Source organism: Agrobacterium albertimagni AOL15, assembly GCF_000300855.1.
Classification (GTDB): domain Bacteria; phylum Pseudomonadota; class Alphaproteobacteria; order Rhizobiales; family Rhizobiaceae; genus Allorhizobium; species Allorhizobium albertimagni.
Window position 1 is genome coordinate 197,267 of sequence record NZ_ALJF01000011.1, and the last position, 21,646, is coordinate 218,912.

The window sequence follows — 21,646 nt, forward strand, 5'->3', positions numbered from 1 at the left end:
GAATCTTTCCAGTTTCCTAACACGACCGCCTCCGCTATGCTTCAGCGGCGTAATATTTTTCGGAGCGTGAGCGTATGGCGAAGGAAATCGAACGCAAGTTTCTTGTGCGGGACGATGCCTGGAAGAGCAATGTTACCTCCGAGACCCGGATCAGGCAGGCCTATATCTGCGCTGAAAGCGACCGCTCGGTGCGCATCCGGACGAAGAATGACGAGACCGCCTTGGTCACGCTGAAGTTCGGCACCGACCTGCTGGTGCGCGACGAATTCGAATACTCCATCCCCATAGACGACGCCCGCGAGATGATCGGCATTGCCGACGGTCATGTGATCGACAAGACCCGCTACACTGTCGATTTTGCCGGCTTCACCTGGGAAATCGACGTCTTCGCCGGCCATCACCGCGGCCTTGTCATCGCCGAAGTCGAGATGCAGTCGGAAACCGATGATCCCAAACTGCCCGCCTGGCTCGGCCGTGAGGTGACGGGAGACAAGCGCTATTCCAACCAGGCCCTTGCGACCCAGCGGAGCCGGCCGGGGCTGGTGCATGCCCTATAGGATCAGCCCGGACGCGGGACTGGAGACAGAAGTCAGGCGGATCGCCCGCGAACAGCTGGAGCGCGCCATCGCGGCGCTCGAGACCAGACCCGACGGTCTGCACGAGGCGATCCATGAGGCCCGCAAGAAGTTCAAGCGTGTCCGCAATCTCTACCGGCTCGTCGCCTCCGCCGACAAGACGTTCCGGCGCCAGGAGAACGCCCGCATTCGCGACACGGCCCGCAGCCTCTCCGTCGTGCGCGACGCGACAGCCCTGATCGAAACCGTCGACCATCTCTCAGAGCACACGCTGACCGATGATGAAGCGGAGACGCTGGATGCGGCCCGAACCGTCCTCGTCCTCAGGCGCGACGACATCGCCTCCTCCGAAATGGATCTCGAGGACAAGGTTCAGCACGCGATCGACCAGTGCCATGCTGCCCATGCAGCGCTCGATGCACTTGAACTTCCCTCGAAACCTGGACATGCGGCACGCCTGTTGGCCAGAGGCTGGCGCAAAGGCCTGCAGCGGGCGGCCGAAGCGCTGGAATTCTGCGAGGGACAAGGCCATGGCGAGGCCTATCATGACCTGCGCAAAGCGGCCCAGGCCTACTGGATGAACCTCTCGCTGCTACGCGAGCTCTGGCCGAGTGCCTTTGCCGCCAAACGTCGGGACGCCAAGAGGCTGGTTGACCTGCTTGGGCATGAACATGATCTCACGGTATTGACCGCCCTGCTCGACCATGAGCCCGAGCTCTTCGGAAACGGCGAAGGACAGTCCTTCCTGCTGGCAATCATCATCCGCCGCCAGCAGGACCTGCGCCGCGAGGCGATCGCCCTGGCCGGACAGGTGTTCGCCGACCCCGCGAAAGACGAGGCCGGCGTCATCGAGACACTGTGGCTGCGGGCCACGGCTTAGTCGGAGCCGATCCGCACCTGGCGATCGCAGGTCTTCTCGATCAGGGCCGCGTCGTGGCTGACGAGCAGAACCGCGCAGTTCCGCTCCCGCGCCAATTCCGTCAAGAGATCGATGGTCTCCTGCTGGGTGATCAGATCGAGACGCGAGGTCGGCTCATCGGCAAACAGAAAGACCGGATCGAGCAGCAGCACGCGCAAAAGAGCGAAACGCTGCAGTTCTCCGCCAGACACCTCCGTCGGCAGCCTCATCAACAACACGGGTGATAGCCGCAACCGCTCCATCAGTGGCCCGACACGGGTCCTGTCCAGCCTGTGCAGGCGGATGAGATCGGCAATCGCCTCCCCGAGCGTGATCTTCTGCGGAAAGGCCGAGGGCGGATCCTGATAGAGCTTCTGGTAGCGGATGGCGGACGCCTGCGGCAGGCGGATGACCTCGCCCGCATCGGGTTTCAAAAGCCCGAGCAGCACGTCCCCAAGCGAGCTCTTGCCCGAGCCGCTCGGTCCGGTGATCCCGACGATCTCGCCGGGACGAAGCGAGAGATCTTGCCCGGCAAACAACAGCTTGCCACCCCGCGCCTTCTTCAGGCCGGAAGCGATCAGGATCGGGTCGGTACCGTCAGGAACGACCGAAGCCCGTTGAGCCCAGTTCTCCGGTTCGGCGGCGATCAGCCGACGCGTATAGTCATGCGAGGGCGATGCCAGCACGTCCGCCGCATTGCCCGCTTCGACGATCTTGCCCTCCAGCATGACGGCGAGATCACCGCCCATCTGCCGGGCGAGCGCCAGATCATGCGTGATGGTGAGCACGGTGCCCCCCGCCTGCACTTCCTGCATCAGAAGCGCGATCACCTCGTCTCGGCGGGCAACATCGAGCCCCTTGGTCGGCTCGTCGGCGATAATGATGCGCGCCCCACCGGCACGCGCGGCTGCAAAGGCGACACGTTGCGCCATACCGCCGGAAAGCTGACCCGGGAGCTTTGCCTCGGCATCGAGCACACCAAGCGCTTCGAGGTCGGTGCGCGCTGCCGAGACGGCCCCATCTTCGTCGAGACGCCCCAGATAACGATGCCCCTCGGCCACCTGGTCGAGCGCGACCATGGTCGGATCGAGCGCCAGCCATGGCTCCTGCGGCAGGACGCCGACCGTCCGCCCCCAGAGTTTCCGAAAGAGCTTCGGCTCGGCCAGAGACAGCGTCTGACCACCGATAGTCAGCGAGCCGGTGGCGGTGAGCCCCTGCGGCAAGAGGCCGATGATTGCTTGGGCAAGCAAGCTCTTGCCCGAGCCGGTTTCGCCGAGAATGGTGAAAGGCTGTCCGGTCTTGAGGGAAAACGAAACCGGTGCAACGATTTCGCCAGTGCTGGCAGAGACCGAAGCCCCGTCGACGGAAAGAAGAATGGTCATGGCTTGTCCTTTCCGGCGATCAGTTGCAGGGCGAGCACCATCAGGAAGATGACGGCGATCGGCTGCAGAAGCGCATGCGGCGCCTCCTGGTAATAAGGCAGAAGCTCGATCATCATCGATCCGAGTTCCGGGGTCGGCGGGCGGACCCCGACGCTGACGAAGCCGAGCGCCGCAATTGCCATGATCGCAGAGGCAGCGCCATAGGCGGCCACCGTCAGAATCATGGGCTTAAGCTCCGGCCAGAGATGCCGGCGCAGGATATAGGCGGGACCGAAGCCGAGCAGACGTGACGCCTCGACCGCTGGCGACATCAGCAGTGGTCGTGCCAAGGCGCGGGTCAGGCGGAAGTATTCGACCCAGAGTACCAGCGAAATGCCGATATAGAGCATGGCCGGATTGTCGGGCACGATCGCCGTCAACATCAGCACCAGCAACAAGCCGGGCAGCGCCAGAAAGGCCTCGGACACCGCACCCACGGCGCGATCGGCAAAACCACCGCGCCAGGCCGCAAGCACACCGAGCAGCACGCCGGGGATCATCGCGGTAAAGACGGACAACAGCGCGAGCCCCAGCGACAGGCGAAGGGCTGCCGCAAGCCGCGCCTGCATCGAGCGGCCGAGATGGTCAAAGCCGAACCAGTCGGCAGCACTCGGCCCCTGCAGGCTATAGCGCAGGGTCTGCTTGAGCGGATCGGCTCCGCCGATCAAAAGCGGGAGGAAGGCAAAAGCCAGGAGCCCGCCCAGAATGGCCACGCCAGCCAGCCGACGCATCGGCCAGCGCGTCGGGCGCGGCGCCACGTAATCGAGTGTCGTCATGTGCTGCGTCTCCGCGGGTCGATGCCATGGCAGAAGAGATCGACCAACGCGTTGAGCGCGACGAACATCAGCCCCATGACGAGTGCTGTGCCCTGGATCATCGGCACATCGCGGCCGAAGATCGCATGCACCAAAGCATGGCCGATGCCCGGCCAGGCAAACAGCGTCTCGACAACGACGACCCCCTCGACGAGATAGACGAACTGCACGCCGAGATAGGTGACGATCGGGACGGCGACATTGCGCAAGCCATGCCGCGAGAACACCTGCCACTCGCTCAAGCCCTTGGTGCGGCCGAAGGCGTAGTAGGGCGAGCGCGAAACGGCGACCATGGCATCCCGCGCCACCCGGTTGGAGACGGCAGCAAGACCGAGCGCCAGCGTCAGAGCCGGGAGCACGAGATGGGCACCATGAGTGTGGCCTGCCACGGGCAGAAGATTGAAGGTGATCCCGAAGATGATGATCAGGACCAGGCCGACAACGAACTGCGGCAGGGCACGAAGACCCGTCGAAACCAGCATCAGCGCACGGTCGAGCACCCCGCCAGGCCTGAGGCCCGCAAGAATGCCGAGCGGCGGTCCGATGAACAGCGACAGCACGATGGCGGCGAGAGCCAGCTGGACCGTGTGACCGAGCTGCATGCCGATCTCTTCGATGACGGGTTTGCCCGTCACCAGGGAGGTCCCGAGATCGAAGCGCAAGAGGTCGGCCATCCAGTCGAAGAGGGCGATGATCGCCGGCTTGCCGAGGTCGAGTTCGGCCGCGACTTTGGCCGCGGCCGCACTGTCGACAACGTCATAGCCATAACGGCCGGCAGCGATCCGGTAGGCAAGGTCGCCCGGAAGCGACCGTGTCATCACGAAGGAGATGAGCCCCACCATGAACGCCACCAGAGCCGCCTGGATCAGGCGGTTCACAATGGCCTTCGTCATTTCGCCCACCGCATGGTTTGAAGACCGAAGCTGCGCTCGAACGGATCGATCGCCGCCCCCTCGAGCTTCGGCGAAAAGGCGACCGTCTGCTGATACCAGGCGAGCGGAATGACAGGCAGCTCGGCCTGGATTGCGGCCACGGCCTGATGGCGCAGCGCCTCGCCTTCAGCGGGGTCCGTGACGCGGGTCAGATCATCAAGCGCCTGTTCGAAGCCGGCATTCGTCCAGTTCATGGCACCCCAGTCACCACCACCCGGGCCGTAGTCGGAAAGCATGGTGCCGATCGGGTCCGGCACCAGGGCAAAGTTGCGCGCCATCAGCGCCAGTTCGAGCGAACCATCCTGATGCTTGGCCGGGATTTCGGATGAATTGGTCGAGTTGATGGTGAGCGCAACGCCGATCTCCTTCAACTGATCCTGCAGGACGGCGGCAATCAGCGGCAGTTCGGGGCGATCGGGATAGGTGGTCAGCGTCAGTGCAAAAGGTTTGCCATCCTTTTGAAGTATCCCATCCGCACCCGCCGTCCAGCCAAGCTCGGCCAGAAGCGCCTTGGCCTTGTCGACATCATAGCCGAGCGGTGCCAGATCGGCATTGTGCCAGATCTTCAGGCTCGGTGGGAAAAGCTGGGTCGCAGCCGCCGGGTAACGCAGGATGGCAACAGCAAGGCCTTCCCGGTCGATGGCGAGGCTCAGCGCCTCGCGCGCCTTGACATCCGCGAGAAAAGGATGACCGGCATTGACCTTGAGCAGCACGCTGCGCGGGATCGACACCGACTGCAGGACGACCTTGTCGCTCTTGGAAAGACGCGTGCGGCTGGCGGGATCGAGGTTGAAGACATAGTCGGCGTCACCGCTCTCGGCCATCAGCGCGCGGGTCTCGGCGCGGCTCACCGAAAGATAAGTCGCCTTCTCGATTTCGGGCTTGTCGCCCCAGTAGTCGGCGAAGCGCTCGACGGCGAGGCTCTGCGGCGGCTCAATCTTCGTCAGCTTGAAGGGGCCTGTCCCGATGATCGCCTTGACGTCAGCGCCTTCATAGGAGGCCGGAGCCAGGATCTGGGCACGGTTTTCGGCAAGGAAGGCGAGCAGCGGCACGAAAGGCTTGGAGAGCGAGACAACGACCGTGCCCTCCCCTTCGGCCTTGATGTCGCCGATCGGTGCCTTGCTCAGAAGTCCGGCCTTGTCCTTGGCAATCTTCAGTGCTGTGACAACCGCTTCGGCCGTCAGCGCCGTGCCATCCTGAAATGTGACGCCCGACTGCAACTCGAAGCGCCAGGTCAGGCCGTCCTCGCTGACCGTCCAGCTCTTGGCGAGTGCGGGAACCGGATTGCCATCCTTGTCCGCCTCGACCAGGGTCTCGACGATCCCCATGCGCAGGAAGATGTCGCCCGACTTTGACGGATCGAGACCGCCGATTTCAAAGGGCGCGACGATGTCGACGACGCCATCGTCCGCCATGGTGGGTGCGGCACCGGCAAGCAGAAGCGCGAGTGAGGCTGCGAAGATATTCCTGAACATTAGGATCACCTATAATGTTATAAAGTTACATTTTTCTACTCAAAGCTTTTCGCGCTGTCCAGTGCTGCGACGCACCAACTCACAAGCGCGCATCGACTTGACGATTTTCAAACTTGCCTGGGCGCACGGAAAACCGTTGCACAGCAGGGGCCGAGGGGGTATTTCGCAGACCATGACCGAACACACTTCAGCCCCCCGCCCTGAGACAACCGGCGCCTTTTGCGTCGCTGCCCTCTATCACTTTGCCAAGTTCTCGCGCTTCGAGAGCTTCCAGGAGCCACTCGAAACGCTCTGCAAGGCGGAAGGCGTCAAGGGCACGCTGCTCATCGCCCATGAAGGCATCAACGGCACGATTGCCGGTACCGACCCCGCGATCGCCAAGGTGCTTGCCTACATTCGTAGCCAGCCGGAATTCTCGAACCTGGAGCACAAGGAAAGCCGGGCATCCAAGATGCCCTTCCTGCGCATGAAGGTTCGGCTGAAGAAGGAAATCGTCACCATGGGCGTCGAGGATATCGACCCCAACGAGATCGTCGGCACCTATGTCGATCCGAAAGACTGGAACGATCTAATCTCAGCTCCCGAGACCATCGTTATCGACACGCGCAACGACTACGAAACCGCCATCGGCATTTTCCGCGGCGCCGTCGACCCGAACACCAAGACGTTTCGTGAGTTTCCGGATTGGGTGAAGAACAATCCCGGCCTGCACAACAAGCCGAAGATCGCCATGTATTGCACCGGCGGCATCCGCTGTGAAAAGGCAACCGCCTTCATGAAGCAGCAGGGTTTTGACGAGGTCTACCACCTCAAGGGCGGCATCCTGAAATATCTGGAGGAAGTGCCGGAAGAACAGAGCCTCTGGGACGGCGCCTGCTTCGTCTTCGACGAGCGCGTGTCTGTGACCCACGGCCTGAAAGAGGGCAATCACAGGCTCTGCCACGCCTGCCGCAACCCGATCACGGCAGAGGAACTAACGCATCCCCACTACGAGGAAGGCGTTTCCTGCAGCCACTGCTATCCCGAGCGCACCGAGGCCGACCGGGACCGCTATCGTCAGCGTCAATTGCAGATCGCGCTCGCCAAGAAGCGCGGCGAGCGCCATATCGGCGGCTGACCGCCGCCGATTGAGTGTTTGGCCGGATCAGCCGGAAATCGCGTCTCCGCGCTTCCAGTCTCTACGGCCCCAGTTTCTGAACCGCATACGGGGTGCGACCACCAGCGCGAAGAAGGGCGCTGCGGCAAAGGCTGCAATGACGACGAGCGGCAGCAGGACCTTGGCATGAACAGCCAAAGCCGGGACCGACAGCACGAGAATGGCGCCGGCTCCGAAGATCACGGCATTGATCATCATGCTGCAGACAATTCTAAGCCAGGTGTCTGTGGTGAACATGGAATGTCTCCTTTCTGAAAGGAGAAGGCGCAAGCCCGGCAATCGGTTCCCAAAGCCGTTTACGGCGCTCAGGCCGAAGCACCGCTATCGCGGCCGCCGGCAAAGGCGAGTTCGGCAGCCTTTGCCCGCAATTCCATCGGTCTCAGCATCAGCGCGGCAATCTCGTCCGGTGACTGCGGACGGCCGAACAGATAGCCCTGCAGCTGGTCACAGCCGGCAATCCGGAGGATAACGGCCTGCTGCTCTGTCTCGACGCCCTCGGCCGTTACGGGGATGCCAAGCGAGCGCGCCAGCGCCACGGTCGCCTGCAGCATTTCCACCGCCCGATGGCCGCGATCCAGTGATTGAACGAGCGACCGGTCGATCTTCATCCGGTCGAAGCCGAACTGTCTGAGATAGCCGACGCTCGAGAAACCCGCGCCAAAATCGTCGAGGGCGATCCTGAGGCCGAGTGACCGCAGCCGGTCCATGGCGAGCCGTGCCCGCTCGGGGCTCTGGATGAAATAGGTCTCGGTCATTTCCAGGACGACACGACCAGGCTCGATGCGCGCCTCCTCGAAGGTCGCGGCGACATGATCGACAAAGGCCGGATCGCGGAACTGGCCGGGAGAAACGTTGACCGAAAGCTTCAGCTCCGGCCAGTGGCCGAGCTGACGCAGCGCCTGGCTGAGAACGCAGAGGCCGAGCTGGTCGATCAGGCCGCTGGTCTCGGCGATCGGAATGAAAACATCCGGCGACACCGGCCCATGGCCCCGGCGCGTCCAGCGCGCCAGCGCCTCGACGCTGACAAGGGCAAAGGTCTTGGCATCGACGACCGGTTGGTAGACGACCTCGATCTCGCCGCGAGCAATCGCCTCGCGCAGATCGATTTCCATCTGATTGCGGCTCTGCCGCTCCTCGTCCATGCGCGGGTCATAAACCGTCCAGCGGCCACGACCACCATCCTTCGACGAATACATCGCCATGTCGGCACGCCGGGTCAGCTCGCCGCCGTCGACAAGACCGCCCTCGGATACGCAGATGCCGATGCTGCAACCGACCACGACGGTCCGTTCCCCGAGAAGTACCGGCTCGTCGAAGAAGGCAATGATCGAGCTTGCAAGAGCAAGGGCCCGCTCCTGCGCATCCTTGCCGGTCAAAACGATACCGAACTCGTCGCCGCCGATCCGGGCAAGTGCCGAAGCATCCCCGACGAGAACCGAGAGGCCGGCAGCGACCGCCCGGATGAGCCGATCGCCCGTCGCATGACCATAGGCGTCGTTCACCTCCTTGAAGCCATCCAGATCGAGATAGAGCAGGACGACGTCTTCGTTGGCGTCGCGCCCGCGTCGCACCTGATCCTCAAGCAACTGGGTCAGGCCGGCTCGATTGAGGAGCCCGCTGAGGCGGTCGGTTTGGGCGAGCTGGACGGCATTGGCTTCATCGGCCCGTACGCGGCGCAACTCGGCATTGCCGATGATCACGAGCAGGACGGCATAGATGGTGACGATAACCAGCGCCGCCTTGATCAGGGGCGCGACCTGCTCACGGCTCTGATCGCCTGGGGCACGAGGGGACCAGGCCAGGGAGGCGATGGCCTGACCGGAAGGGGCAGATATCGTGACGGAGGCATTGCTCGACGTGGGCGGCACAAGAATGAGGCCGGGAAGCACATATGCGTCGGACAGTCGCTTTACCGTAAGCGGTGAAAGATGCCGAATGAAAGCGAGATAGACCCAATCTGTGGGGGGAGTGCCGATCTCGCCTGATTTTGGCCGGATCAGGGCAACACCGGCAGAGCCGATCCCCTTTTGGGTACGGATGAAGCCCAGGGCCTGCGGTGTCAGGCCACTCTCACCGGAACGCACCTTGTCGAAGAGCCCCATCAGCGCCGGCGTCAGATAGCCGCTGGCATCTCCCTCGACCGGGTGGCCGTCGGAATAGGCCATCATCGGACGACCCTCGGCATCGAGCACGATCGCGACGTCGAACAGATCGCTGTCGAAGGTCATGTCGCCGAAATTGCTGATCATCCAGGCCATGTCCTTGTGGACATAGGCATTGGTCGCGGCATCATCCCAGGCGGTGTAGTCGAGCAGTGTCGCGCCCAGCTGATGTTCGAAGGTCTGGACGGCGCCGACCAGCGTTTCGCGCGAGCGTTCCTCGTCCAGATGATTGGCATAGCTTGCGACACGATCGAGCGCGGTCATCACGATCGAGGCCACCATCATCGCCATGACTGCGAAAACGACGAGCAAGGCTGCGACTGCCACCCGTCGGGTGGCGAGTGGCCGTAGCCGTCTGTCCAAATGGTGAAGCCGCATACGATTTACCCAAGGCTGAAGCCACACCTTGCGTCGAAATGTGTTCAATTTGACTTAACAGACGGAACGGCATGCAGAACAACCAACCACCTGAATATCTTGATATTCAGACAAGAAAGGGCCCCGGTTTCCCGGAGCCCTCGAGGTCGACCTGGAGGTGCCGACATGGATCGATGAATGGTCAGGCGACGACGGAGACGAACTCGTCCTTCGGACGGCGTACCTTCTTCAGGCCGGCAAGCCAGTCGCCTTCTGCGGCACGATAGCCGAGCGGCAGGATCGTGACCGAGCGCAGGCCCTTTTCACGCAAGCCCAGGATTTCGTCGAGCTTGGCCGCGTCGAAGCCTTCCATCGGGGTCGCATCGACACCTTCGAAGGCGGCGGCAGCAACCGCCATGCCAAAGCCGATATAGGCCTGGCGGGCGGCATGCTCGAAATTCACGTCCGCGTCGCGGCCCGGATACATGCCGAGCAGCATCTGGCGATAGTTCTCGAAGCCCTCGTTCTTGAAGCCGCGCTCATCGTTCGTGAGGTCGAACATGTGGTTGATGCGCTCGACCGTGTAGTTGTCCCAAGCGGCGAAGACGAGCAGATGCGAACCTTCAGTCACCTGTGCCTGGTTCCAGGCGATTTCCTGGATCTTGGCGCGCACGTCCTTGTTCGTCACCACGATGACTTCGAAAGGCTGCAACCCGCTGGAGGTCGGAGCCAGGCGCGCCGCTTCGAGAATGCGCTCGACTTTGTCTTCGGACACGGTCTTGGACGGGTCCATCTTCTTGGTGGCGTAACGCCAGTTCAGCTTTTCGATCAATTCGGACATGGTGTCGCTCCTGTTTCAACCCTCAAGGCGCCACGGGAGTTGGCACGGCCGGTCGGGTCTGGTATAAATTCGTAACCAGGCCTAGATAGGGAACCGGAAAATTTGTGCAAGAAGGCACATGTTTGATACCAGGTTACACCGATGGAACGATTGGAACCGCCATGTGCGACAATTATGACCCGACCAAGTGCCAGACCGTCAGCGAAATGCTAGCAAGACTGGGCGACAAGTGGACGGTTCTGGTCATCATGATGCTGGCAGACGGGCCGCAGCGCTTTTCAGATCTCAAGCGATCTGTCGTTGGCATATCCCAGCGCATGTTGACCTTGACGCTCCGCGCTTTGGAACGGGACGGCATTGTCGAACGCACGGTGCATCCGACCGTGCCGCCCAAGGTGGAATATGCGCTGACCGATCTCGGCCGATCCTTCGGCGAGCCGATCCGCGCACTCGGCGGCTGGGTCTTCACCCATCACGAGCGCATCCAGACGGCGCGCGCCGAATTTGACCGTCGTAACGAAGCCGACCTCGGCAACAAGCTGATCAAGTTGGGCTGATCACCTAGACGTGCGGGGGCCGAAAGCCCCCCCCTGCCCGGTCAATCCGCCTTGAAGTTCCCCTTCGGAAAGTCAGAGGCAAGATCCCGATACCATTTGCCGCTCTTCTTGATCGTGCGGACCTGGGTGTCGTAATCGACATGCACCAGACCGAAGCGCATCCGGTAGCCCTCCGCCCATTCGAAATTGTCCATCAGCGACCAGGCGAAATAGCCCTGCATCGGATAGCCACCGGCGATCAGATCGGCGACCTTGTCGAGATGCTCGGCGTAGTAATCGAGCCGCGGCTGGTCCTCGACCTCACCGCCCTCGACTTCCATGTTGTAGCAGGCGCCGTTCTCGGTGATGTAGCAGACCGGCAGGTCGTAGCGGGCATAGAGCCGCTCGACGAGCGACTTCAGCGCCGGCGCATAGACCTCCCAGCCGATATCGGTTCTCACGTCCGACACGGGTGCCGCATTGACGGTCGCCGGGAATTCCGCACCCGGCGTCGGATCGTCGGCCACGCGCATCGGCGTGTAGTAGTTGAGCCCCCACCAGTCGAGCTTCTGGTTGATGATCGCAAGATCCCCCTCTTCGATCTTGGGCATACGATGGCCGAGTGCGGAGAGAAAATCTGCCGGATATTCGCCCTTGAAGACCGGATCGAAGAAGACGCCGTTGTGGAACTGATGCGCCCGCTCGGCAGCGGCCGTGTCGGCAGCGCTGTCGGAACCCGCAAGCGTCTCATGCGCATTCAGCACCAGCCCGACAGGCACTTTCGGCGCCGCGTCGCGGATCGCCTGCACCGAAAGACCATGGGCCAGATTGGTGTAATGCAGCGCATGCAGGGCCGCATCCATGCTGCGCTCGCCGGGGGCGTGAATGCCGTAGAGATGGCTGAGCCAGACCGAGCACCAGGGTTCGTTGAAGGTCGCAACCGCATCCAGCCGATCGCCAAGCCGCTCCATGACGACCTTGGTGTAGCGCTGAAACGCCTGCGCCGTCGACCGCGCCGTCCAGCCGCCCTCGCCCATCAGGGCCAGCGGCAGATCCCAATGGTAGAGCGTCGCATAGGCCTTGATGCCACGCGCCTTCAACCCGTCGACGAGGTTGTCGTAGAAATCGAGGCCCTTCTCATTAACAGGTCCGGTCCCGTCAGGCAGCACGCGCGGCCAGGCGATCGAGAAGCGATAGCCGGTGACGCCCATGTCCTTGATCAGATCAAGATCGCTTTCCCAGCGATTGTAGTGATCGCAGGCCATATCGCCATTGTGCCGCCCAAATACACGGCCCGGCATGTTGGAGAACGCATCCCAGATCGAGGGCTTGCGCCCATCCGCCTTCGATGCCCCTTCGATCTGGAAGGAGGCTGTGGCGACGCCAAAGAGGAAGTCACCGGGAAAACGCGAGGCGAGAGCCTTGGAATCGATCATGGGAAATGTCCTTCGTCGGGTCGAGGCGGAAGGGCCGCCGCTGGTCAGTCGATGAGCGGTTTAGAGCAATCGGACGACGCGGTGAAGACATCGGACAGAAAAAACTGCAACGTTGCAGTTAGATCACCCTCTCCCTGAGGGGAGGGTCGGAGCGCAGCGGAGGCAGGTTGAGGAGCGGTTCGGCGAGGCATCTGCATGGCCCATCAACCCCTGCCCCTCATCCGCCCTTCGGGCACCTTTTCCCCGCGAGCGGGGAGAATGCCTCGCCGCTGGCCAAACATTCCCCCCTCTCCCCGCCTGCGGGGAGAGGGTAGGGTGAGGGGCAATCCTTGGCGGGAGAGCCTGAAGATAAATCTTACACCTTCACCCAACCGCCATTCTGCTTTGAAGACGCGATGCAGGCCTCGACGAAGGCCACACCCTTCACGCCGTCATCCACCGTTGGATAGACCACAGCCGCATCGACGGCAGTACCGACCTTCGCCGCATTGATGGCATGAGCCGCTTCCGTGTAGATCGTCGCGAAAGCTTCGAGATAGCCCTCCGGATGCCCCGAGGGGATCCGTGTCACACGCGCCGCAGCGGCATTCGCCCCTGCCCCGCCGCGCGTGATCAGCTGCTTCGGCTCACCGAGACGCGTGAACCACAGATAGTTCGGATCGGCCTGCGTCCATTCGATGCCGGCCTTGGTGCCGTAGATGCGGACCTTCAGCCCGTTTTCATTGCCGGTCGCCACCTGGCTGCACCACAGCATGCCCTTGGCGCCGCCCTTGAATCGCAGCATCACATGCGCATTGTCATCGAGACGTCGGCCCTCGACGAAGGTATGCACGTCGGCTGCCAGCTCATCGAGCTCCAGGCCCGAGATGAAGCTGCCGAGGTTATAGGCATGGGTGCCGATGTCGCCTGTCGAGCCGCCAGCACCGGATTGTGCCGGATCAGTGCGCCAGACGGCCTGCTTGGCACCGGTCTGTTCGACAGGTTCAGCCAGCCAATCCTGCGGATACTCCATCTGCACCAGCCTGATATCACCGAGTTCGCCGGACGCGACGAGTTCACGCGCATGGCGAACCATCGGATAGCCAGTATAGTTATGCGTCAGGATAAACAGGGCCTTGGCCTTGTCGGCAATGGCCTTGAGCGCCTTGGCGTCTTCGAGATTGGATGTCAGCGGCTTGTCGCAGATGACATGGATACCCTTTTCGAGAAAAGCCTTGGCGGCAGCAAAATGCACGTGGTTCGGTGTCACGATCGACACCGCCTGGATGCCGTCTTCCCGCGCTGCTTCCTTCTCCGCCATCTCCTGGAAAGAGCCATAGCAACGTTCCGGGTCCAGCCCGAGATCGCGCCCCGAAGCGAGGGACTTCTCCGCCGTCGACGACAGCGCACCGGCGACGAGATCATAATGATCGTCCAGCCGGGCCGCCATGCGATGCACAGCACCGATAAACGCCCCTTGCCCGCCGCCGACCATGCCAAGCCGGATCTTCGGTGTCCGCTCGCCCGTTTTGCTCGCTTCGATCGCCATGATGCGTCCTCCTTCTTTAAGCTGCGTCTGGAGTTCACGCTCCAGATCCGTTAGACTGACATCCGTAAAGAAGGATGCCCTGACAGTGAACAACTGAGATCCGCCTCTTCAGAGGCAAAGCATTTGAAGCCGGTGTCAGCGATTGACGCGACGCCGAAGCCAAGCTTTTGCAAGGATCTCAACCATGCCTTTTCTCGACCCGAGACAACCCCATCCCATTACGCTCGCCGATAGCACGCTTTATCGCGAGACCGTTCAGCTTGCCGCCGTCATCGATCATCCGCGCATGGAGGTCGGCGACTTCAGCTACTTCACCCATTCCGGCAGAGCGGAAGAAACGGCGCAAATTCTTGCGCCCTATCTCTATCCCTTCAGCCAGGAAAGACTGGTCATCGGCCGCTTCGTGCAGATCGCGCGCGAGGCGATCATTATCACCAGTTCGGCCAACCACGCCATGACGGGTGTCACCACTTATCCCTTCCGCGTCTTCAGCCCCGAGACCATCGACGGCTATCAGGACCTGCCCTTCCATGACACCGTTGTCGGCCACGACGTCTGGATTGGCCATGGCGCAACGATCATGCCGGGGGTCACAATCGGTTCTGGCGCGATCATTGCCGCCCGCGCCGTCGTCACCCGCGATGTGCCGCCCTACGCCATCGTCGGCGGCAATCCGGCAACCGTGATCCGCATGCGCTTCACGGATGAAGAGATCACCGATCTGCTCACCCTCGCCTGGTGGGACTGGCCGCTCGACAGGATCGAACGCGCACTGCCCCACCTCGAGAGCGGCGACATCGCCGCCCTCAAGAAGGTCTAATCTCAGAGACCCAGCATCCGGCGGTTTGCGGCATCGTCCGTGCCGCCGGAGGCGAAGTCGTCGAAGGCCTTCTCGGTGACGCGGATGATATGCGCCCGGACGAAATCCGCACCCTCGCGGGCGCCGTCTTCCGGATGCTTCAGCGCGCATTCCCATTCGACAACGGCCCAGCCGTCGAAATCATTCGCTGCCATCTTCGAAAAGATCGCGCCGAAATCGACCTGGCCGTCGCCGAGCGAGCGGAAGCGCCCTGCCCTGTTGACCCAGCCCTGGTAGCCGCCATAGGCGCCCTGCCGGCCGGTCGGATTGAATTCCGCGTCCTTGACGTGGAACATCTTGATCCGGTCCTTGTAGATGTCGATGTTGTCGAGATAGTCGAGGCACTGCAGCACATAGTGCGAGGGGTCATAGAGCATGTTGGCGCGAGAATGGTTCTTCACCCGCTCGAGGAACATCTCGAAGGTGACCCCGTCATGCAGGTCTTCACCCGGATGGATCTCGTAGCAAACGTCGACACCCTGCTCCTCGGCATAATCGAGGATCGGCAGCCAGCGGCGCGCCAGTTCGTCAAACGCTGTCTCGACGAGACCGGCCGGGCGCTGCGGCCACGGGTAGATATAGGGCCAGGCGAGCGCGCCCGAGAAGGTCGCATGCGCCTTGATGCCGAGATTGCGGGAGGCCTTCAGCGCATATTTGACCTGCTGCACGGCCCATTCCTGGCGCGCCTTCGGATTGCCACGAACTTCCGGCGCCGCAAAGCCGTCAAAGGCTTCGTCATAGGCCGGATGAACCGCAACCAGCTGGCCCTGAAGGTGGGTGGAAAGTTCGGTGATTTCGACGCCGTTCGCCCGCGCCACGCCGGCAAGCTCGTCGCAATAATCCTTGGATTCGGCGGCCTTTTTCAGGTCCATCAGCTGGCCGGCCCAGGTCGGCACCTGCACGCCTTCATAGCCCTTGTCGGCGGCCCATTTGGTAATTCCATCCCAGGTATTGAATGGCGCGGCATCACCCGCAAACTGACCGAGAAAGATCGCCGGTCCCTTGATCGTCTTCATGAATTCTCCTCCCTGAGATCCCTGCAACGTTTCCGTAAACGATTACAGGAGATGGATTTTCGACACAACCGCAATGATGCCTATGGTGAAAAGTCTGCCCGGGAAAACCCGGGCAGACCGATTGCGCTTAAATTTTCCGAGATCAGAACGGCGAATCCGGGAAGTAGTAGCCTTCCGCGTTTTCAGGCGTGATCAGCGTCGCATCCAGCGTGTAGGTGCCATGCACCGGAACGCTGTCGTAGAGGGCGGCAGCCGTCATTTCCAGCGCGGTACCGACCATCGACGGCGGGTAGAGAACGTTGACCGGAACCATCTTGTCGCCATCCATGACCTTCTTGATCATGTCCTTCGAACCGGCACCACCGATGATGTACTGGATGTCGGTACGGCCGGCCTGCTCGATGGCCTGCAGCACGCCGACAGCCATGTCGTCATCCTGGCACCAGACCACATCGATCTTCGGATATTTGGTCAGGTAGTCTTGCATGACCTTGAAGGCATCGTCGCGGTTCCAGTTGCCGAACTGGCGGTCGAGAATCTTGACGTTCGAGCCCTCAATACCCTTGTCGAAACCGTCCTGGCGCTGCTGATCGATCGGGATCGGCATGCCGCGGATGACGACGACTTCGGCGTCCGGGGTCGTCTCGGCAATATACTTGCCGGCGACTTCACCGAGAGCCGGGTTGTTGCCGGCGACATAGAGATCGCGGACGGTGTTGTCGTTGACCGAAGGTGCGCGGTCGACGAGCGCGACGAACTTGCCGCTGTCCTTGATCTGGCGGATGGCGTTGACCAGCGGATCCGGATCCGTCGGCAGGATGACGAGCGCATCGATGCCCTGCGTCGCAAGATCCTGCACGGCATTCGCCTGGCTGGACGGATCGGCAGAGGTCTTGACGACGACGTTGAGGCCCGGATGACGCTCCATCAGCTGCTTGGCGATACGTTCGGCATGATAGATCACACCCGATGTCCAGCCGTGTGTTGCAGCCGGGATCGAGACGCCGATCGTCTTGGTGTCCTGGGCCTGCGCCACGCCGAAGATCGACACGAGCGCGGTCATGGCGACGGCCATGCCCATAAGTTTCTTATGCATTGGTTTCCTCCCAAAGTGACGAGGGTCGAGTTCGAACGGACCGGGCGACCCTCCTGCCCGGCCGTTTCCTTACGCCTTGCGCGCCAGCGATCGCTGGACGAGCATCGCGATGATGATGATCGTGCCCTGGATGGCGCCGATCAGATATTCGGAGATGAAATTCGAGAGCAGCATGATGTTGCCGACAAGCTCGAGAATGAAGGCGCCGCAGATCGTGCCCCAGACACGCCCCGCCCCGCCTTTCAGCGCCGTACCGCCGACGACAACCGCGGTGATCGCCTGCAACTCCCAGAGAATACCCGTGGTCGCCGAGGTCGAACCAAGACGCGGCACGTAGAGCAGCACGGCAATTGCGACGCAGAGCCCCTGGATGACGAAGGCGATGGTGCGTACGCGGTCCACCGCAATGCCGGAATAGCGCGCCACATCCCGGTTTGAACCGACGGCCACCACATGACGACCATAGCGCGTGCGATAGAGGACGACGGCAGCAATCGCGGTCACGACAAGGATGATGACGATCGGTACGGGAATACCAAGGATCGAGCCGAAATAGACCGGGCGATACAGCGCCTGTTGCTCGGCATCGCGCAGGGTGATCGCGCCGCCCTGGGAGAGCCAGGTCGTCAGACCGCGATAGATGCCCATGGTCCCGAGTGTGGCGATGAAGGGCTCGATCTTGCCGACGGTGGTGATCAACCCGTTGGCGAGACCGCAGAGCGAACCAATGATGATGGCAAGTGCCATGGCCGCGGCAATCATGAGGCCAGGATCGGCAATGGCGCCGGAATTCATGAAGAGGATCATCAGGCTGGCGACAAAGGCCACCATTGAACCGACGGAGAGATCGAGGTCGCCCGAGGAGATGACGAAAGTCGCGCCAACGGCGATGATCGCAATGAAGGCAGAGCGGGTTGCGACATTGGCGAGATTGGTGAGGCCAATGAAGTTCGGGTTCACCAGCGCACCGATGATTAGAAGGATCAGCAGCGCAGCAAAGGGTGCGACGGCACGCAGGTCCACATCGCGAAAGGTGCGGCGTGGACGGCCAGGTGTGTTCGTTTCAGTCTCGGCAGTCATGGTCTTCCCGTCTCCTCCCACGCACCCCAGCCTTGAGGTCGCGCACCCTGAAGTCTTCGTTTTCAAGCCCGGTCTTGCCGCCAGGCTGTTGCATTCACCTAGCTCGCCATCTGCCGTTTCAGGCCGGCGGCGTAGCGCATGATCGTTTGTTCGTTGATGTCCTCGCCCTCGAGCAGACCGACCATGTGGCCCTCGCGCATCACGGCCACCCGCGTGCAAAGACCGATCACCTCGGGCATCTCAGAGGAGATGACGATGATCGAGCGCCCCTCGCGGGCAAGCGCTGCGATGAAATGATAGATCTGCTGCTTGGTGCCGACATCGATGCCGCGTGTCGGCTCATCGATGATGATGATCTGGGGCTCGACTTCCATGATCTTGGCCAGCAGCAGCTTCTGCTGGTTGCCGCCCGACATGCGCCCCACCCGCACCTTGTCGTCGCGCACGCGGATATCGAAGCGGCGCTTCGCCCGCGCCATTGCCTTCGCCTCGCTGCCGGGATCGAGATAGCCGTGACGCACATGATTGTCCATCGACTGCAGCGTCAGGTTCGCCGTCATGCCCTCGCCCAGCAACAGGCCCTTGCCCTTGCGGTCCTTGGTCATATAGGCGAGCCCACGCCGGTTTGCTTCGCGGAAATCACCGGCGTTAAGCACGGCACCCTTGAGCCTGACCTCGCCGGACAGACGCGGACGCAGACCCGCCACCGCCTCCATCAGCTCGGTGCGGCCTGACCCGATCAGGCCGGAAAAGCCGAGCACTTCGCCACGCTTCAGCTCGAAGCTGGCATTCTTCACAAACCCCGTCGTCAGATCCCGAACCGAAAGCACGATCTCTTCGTCGACATTGGGTTCATGCTTGGTCGGATAGAGGCTAGACAATTCACGACCAACCATCAGCTGGGCGATCGCCTCGCTGTCGAGCGCCGAGGTCGGCGCAGTCTTCACCCATTGGCCGTCGCGCAGCACCGTCACCCGGTCGGTCAGCTCCATCACCTCGTCGAGCTTGTGGGAGACGAAGACGAAGCTCGTTCCCCGCGCACGCAGTTTGCGCACCTGGTCAAACAACACTTCGGTCTCGTCACGCGACAGAACCGCCGTCGGCTCGTCCATGAAGACAATGCGCGCCTTGCGGCTGATCGCCTTGGCAATCTCGACCATCTGCTTGTCGGCGACCGCCAACGAGCTGATCAGCGCATTCTCGTCGATTCTGGAGCCAAGCTGGTCGAGCACACGCCGCGCCTCCGCCCGCATTGTTGCGCGGTCGAGCAGACCGAAGCGCGTGACTTCGCGACCGAGAAACAGGCTCTCGGTCACCGTCAGATGATCGGCAAGATTGAATTCCTGGTGGATGAGCACGATGCCGAGCGCTTCGGCCGCCCCATTGGCTGGCAGCGTCACGGGCTCGCCGTCCAGCAGGATGCGACCGGCCGTCGCCTGCTCGAAACCTGAGAGTATTTTCACCAGCGTCGATTTGCCAGCACCATTCTCGCCCATGAGCGCGTGAACCTCGCCCGGCAAGACGTCGAAATCCACGCTGAACAGCACCTGGACTTCGCCAAATGATTTGGAAATTCGCTCCGCCACGAGCACGGGTGTCCGCGCTTCGTCCCCAGCCAATGTCATGCAATCCTCCCCAGCGGCTCCTCAACCGCCATGCCATTTGTGTAAACCTTTACATGCCTGATGTAAAGGTTTACATCATCACATCACGGAGAGTTTTTGTTCCCTTTCCGCTTTCGCAGCTGAGGCTGGGAATGTAAGGTCTCCAACGATTCCAGACGGATAGGGGATAAGGGCGCGTGCCGGACACAGCACCAGCGACGATCGAGGACGTGGCGCGCATCGCGGAAGTGTCGATCGCGACGGTCAGTCGTGCGATCCACACCCCCGACAAGGTGGCGAAATCGACCCGCCAGCGGGTGAACCAAGCGATTGCCATCACCGGCTACACGACCAATGCCATGGCGCGCTCGCTGCGCATGGGCCGGTCGAACATGATCCTGATCCTCGCCCCCGACATTGGCGACCCGAATTTCTCTTCGACCCTGATCGGACTTGAAAACGAAGCGCGCGCCCATGGCTTCGGCGTCCTGATCGGTCACACCCAAAACGATCCCGAACGTGGGCTTGAGTATCTCAAGTTCCTGAGCTCCGGCCAGGCCACAGGCCTCGTTCTCTTCACAGGCCACGAACCCTTCGGCCATCAGGTGGTCGGCCAGCGACTGCCGCCTTCGGTCGCCGTCTTCGAACCGGTCTTCGGCTCGAAAATCTCCTATGTCGGCGTCGATGATGTCGCAGGCGCCCGGAAGGCGGCTGAACATCTGCTTTCGGCTGGCCACCGCGCAATCGCCTTCATCGGCGACAGCAAGACGCGGCTTGGCCACCAGCGCCGCCGCCAGGGGTTCGACAAGGCGCTCGACGCCGCCCGCATCCCGCCGAACCAACGCTTTGTACTGGAAGGCGAAGGTACGATCGAAAGCGGACGACTTGCCGTCGAGCAGCTCTTCATGCGCGATCAGCTGCCGACAGCCTTCATGTGCGTCAATGATGCGACCGCCGTTGGCGTGATCAACGGCCTGACCGCCCGCGGCTACGACCTGCCGCATGATTTCTCCGTCATCGGCTTCGACGACGTGCCCCAGGCGACCTATGTGAACCCCGCGCTCACGACCATCCGCCAGCCCCGCACGGCAATTGGCCGCCAGGCCATGTCGCTGCTGATCAAGTCGCTCGCCGAGCGCCCGACAGAGCGCCAGGAAATCCTGCTGATGCCGGACCTGATCGTGCGCGGCTCGGTGACCGGACCGGCCAAACGCTAGCCTCGCCGTCTCGCGCCACCTGGTGCCGATGGACCCATCTTCGGTCTGGGCCGTTGACCGACATACCCCTATATTGGCAGTTCGAAAGCCAGCCCCTGCCTCAGCAACCTGAAACCCCAGATGAGTGTCGCCTTCACCAAGGAAGAAAGTTCGGAAACCGCCGCAGAAACCCATCTGCCGGACCGCCCGATCTCGCCCCATCCGAACCTGGTGACGGCGACAGGCCTGAAGCTCCTGCAGGCCCAGGCGGAAGAGGCCCGCGCCGCCTATCTCGCGGCACAGGCGGTCGAGGACATCAATGAGCGGCGACGCCAGTCGGCCGTGCCCTATCGTGACCTCAAATACCTGACGGAGCGGCTGCACACCGCCCAGGTGATTCCGGATCCGGTCGACAACATGGTGGTTGCCTTTGGTAGCAAGGTCACCTTCGAACGCGATGACGGCCGCGTCCAGACCTACCGCATCGTCGGCGAGGACGAGGCCGATCCGAAGGAAGGGTCGATTTCATTCGTCTCACCCGTTGCAACCCGCCTGATGGGCAAGAGCGTGGGCGATGTCGTGACGGTCGGCGACCAGGAGCTGGAGATCACGGCGATCGGGTGACGGTAGCCTGGAGGGCAACGTCCTTTCACCGCCGTCATC

Annotated in this window: 20 protein-coding genes; 7 read left to right on the top strand and 13 right to left on the bottom strand. The window is 62.1% G+C overall.

From position 1 onward, the window contains the following. Window positions 1–74: 74 nt before the first annotated feature. Both QWE_RS14875 and QWE_RS14880 read left to right on the top strand, forming a co-directional pair. Complete coding sequence (locus QWE_RS14875; protein ID WP_006726974.1) at window positions 75–557, top strand: CYTH domain-containing protein; 483 nt, start codon at window positions 75–77, stop codon at window positions 555–557. After that, window positions 547–1,455, top strand: a complete 909-nt coding sequence (locus QWE_RS14880; protein WP_006726975.1) for a CHAD domain-containing protein — start codon at window positions 547–549, stop codon at window positions 1,453–1,455. Before QWE_RS14875 ends, QWE_RS14880 begins: the two co-directional genes overlap by 11 nt. Here QWE_RS14880 and QWE_RS14885 read toward each other — a convergent pair. From QWE_RS14885 to QWE_RS14900, 4 genes are read right to left on the bottom strand one after another with little or no spacing between them, the layout of a single operon-like run. After that, on the bottom strand, window positions 1,452–2,855 hold the full coding sequence (locus QWE_RS14885; RefSeq protein WP_006726976.1) for an ABC transporter ATP-binding protein: 1,404 nt from the start codon (window positions 2,853–2,855) through the stop codon (window positions 1,452–1,454). The genes QWE_RS14880 and QWE_RS14885 overlap by 4 nt on opposite strands. Then, entirely contained in the window at window positions 2,852–3,670 is an 819-nt protein-coding gene (locus tag QWE_RS14890; RefSeq protein WP_006726977.1) for an ABC transporter permease, read from the bottom strand. The genes QWE_RS14885 and QWE_RS14890 overlap by 4 nt, the downstream gene beginning before the upstream one ends. Continuing rightward, window positions 3,667–4,602, bottom strand: coding sequence for an ABC transporter permease (locus QWE_RS14895; protein ID WP_006726978.1), 936 nt, complete (start codon window positions 4,600–4,602; stop codon window positions 3,667–3,669). The genes QWE_RS14890 and QWE_RS14895 overlap by 4 nt, the downstream gene beginning before the upstream one ends. Next, the gene (locus QWE_RS14900) at window positions 4,599–6,116 is read right to left on the bottom strand and encodes an ABC transporter substrate-binding protein (RefSeq protein WP_006726979.1); all 1,518 of its coding nucleotides are present in this window, start codon (window positions 6,114–6,116) and stop codon (window positions 4,599–4,601) included. The genes QWE_RS14895 and QWE_RS14900 overlap by 4 nt, the downstream gene beginning before the upstream one ends. A gap of 172 nt (window positions 6,117–6,288) precedes the next feature. Here QWE_RS14900 and trhO point away from each other — a divergent pair, with 172 nt between their 5' ends. Further along, complete coding sequence (trhO, locus tag QWE_RS14905; RefSeq protein WP_006726980.1) at window positions 6,289–7,233, top strand: oxygen-dependent tRNA uridine(34) hydroxylase TrhO; 945 nt, start codon at window positions 6,289–6,291, stop codon at window positions 7,231–7,233. A gap of 27 nt (window positions 7,234–7,260) precedes the next feature. Here the strand turns inward: trhO and QWE_RS14910 are convergent, their stop codons facing one another. The 3 genes from QWE_RS14910 to QWE_RS14920 form a co-directional block, all read right to left on the bottom strand. Continuing rightward, complete coding sequence (locus tag QWE_RS14910; protein WP_006726981.1) at window positions 7,261–7,509, bottom strand: hypothetical protein; 249 nt, start codon at window positions 7,507–7,509, stop codon at window positions 7,261–7,263. A 68-nt stretch (window positions 7,510–7,577) separates the two neighbouring features. Beyond that, complete coding sequence (locus QWE_RS14915; protein WP_052018199.1) at window positions 7,578–9,812, bottom strand: putative bifunctional diguanylate cyclase/phosphodiesterase; 2,235 nt, start codon at window positions 9,810–9,812, stop codon at window positions 7,578–7,580. A gap of 181 nt (window positions 9,813–9,993) precedes the next feature. Then, window positions 9,994–10,632, bottom strand: a complete 639-nt coding sequence (locus QWE_RS14920; RefSeq protein ID WP_006726983.1) for an NAD(P)H-dependent oxidoreductase — start codon at window positions 10,630–10,632, stop codon at window positions 9,994–9,996. Window positions 10,633–10,793: 161 nt separating this feature from the next. Here QWE_RS14920 and QWE_RS14925 point away from each other — a divergent pair, with 161 nt between their 5' ends. After that, window positions 10,794–11,189, top strand: a complete 396-nt coding sequence (locus QWE_RS14925; RefSeq protein ID WP_006726984.1) for a winged helix-turn-helix transcriptional regulator — start codon at window positions 10,794–10,796, stop codon at window positions 11,187–11,189. A 41-nt stretch (window positions 11,190–11,230) separates the two neighbouring features. On the opposite strand, the gene QWE_RS14930 is transcribed toward QWE_RS14925, so the two are convergent. Together QWE_RS14930 and QWE_RS14935 are read right to left on the bottom strand one after the other, a co-directional pair. Next, window positions 11,231–12,604 carry a GH1 family beta-glucosidase gene (locus tag QWE_RS14930; protein ID WP_006726985.1) on the bottom strand — a complete coding sequence of 458 codons (1,374 nt, stop codon included), beginning with the start codon at window positions 12,602–12,604 and terminating at the stop codon, window positions 11,231–11,233. A gap of 355 nt (window positions 12,605–12,959) precedes the next feature. Next, window positions 12,960–14,132 carry a Gfo/Idh/MocA family protein gene (locus QWE_RS14935; protein ID WP_006726986.1) on the bottom strand — a complete coding sequence of 391 codons (1,173 nt, stop codon included), beginning with the start codon at window positions 14,130–14,132 and terminating at the stop codon, window positions 12,960–12,962. Window positions 14,133–14,316: 184 nt separating this feature from the next. Between QWE_RS14935 and QWE_RS14940 the strand changes: the two genes are divergently transcribed. Further along, window positions 14,317–14,952 (top strand): CatB-related O-acetyltransferase, encoded by a 636-nt coding sequence (locus QWE_RS14940; protein ID WP_006726987.1) that lies wholly within the window; start codon window positions 14,317–14,319, stop codon window positions 14,950–14,952. A 2-nt stretch (window positions 14,953–14,954) separates the two neighbouring features. On the opposite strand, the gene QWE_RS14945 is transcribed toward QWE_RS14940, so the two are convergent. The 4 genes from QWE_RS14945 to QWE_RS14960 form a co-directional block, all read right to left on the bottom strand. After that, window positions 14,955–16,007 carry a sugar phosphate isomerase/epimerase family protein gene (locus tag QWE_RS14945; RefSeq protein ID WP_006726988.1) on the bottom strand — a complete coding sequence of 351 codons (1,053 nt, stop codon included), beginning with the start codon at window positions 16,005–16,007 and terminating at the stop codon, window positions 14,955–14,957. 142 nt (window positions 16,008–16,149) lie between these two features. After that, window positions 16,150–17,103, bottom strand: coding sequence for a substrate-binding domain-containing protein (locus QWE_RS14950; RefSeq protein ID WP_040300290.1), 954 nt, complete (start codon window positions 17,101–17,103; stop codon window positions 16,150–16,152). 69 nt (window positions 17,104–17,172) lie between these two features. Continuing rightward, window positions 17,173–18,183: an ABC transporter permease gene (locus QWE_RS14955; RefSeq protein ID WP_006726990.1), complete on the bottom strand. Its 1,011-nt coding sequence runs from the start codon at window positions 18,181–18,183 to the stop codon at window positions 17,173–17,175. A 98-nt stretch (window positions 18,184–18,281) separates the two neighbouring features. Then, complete coding sequence (locus QWE_RS14960) at window positions 18,282–19,808, bottom strand: sugar ABC transporter ATP-binding protein (RefSeq protein WP_006726991.1); 1,527 nt, start codon at window positions 19,806–19,808, stop codon at window positions 18,282–18,284. A 176-nt stretch (window positions 19,809–19,984) separates the two neighbouring features. On the opposite strand from QWE_RS14960, the gene QWE_RS14965 reads away from it, so the two are divergent. Continuing rightward, window positions 19,985–21,004 carry a LacI family DNA-binding transcriptional regulator gene (locus QWE_RS14965; protein WP_006726992.1) on the top strand — a complete coding sequence of 340 codons (1,020 nt, stop codon included), beginning with the start codon at window positions 19,985–19,987 and terminating at the stop codon, window positions 21,002–21,004. Window positions 21,005–21,124: 120 nt separating this feature from the next. Beyond that, window positions 21,125–21,607, top strand: a complete 483-nt coding sequence (gene greA / locus QWE_RS14970; protein ID WP_006726993.1) for a transcription elongation factor GreA — start codon at window positions 21,125–21,127, stop codon at window positions 21,605–21,607. Window positions 21,608–21,646: the final 39 nt, after the last annotated feature.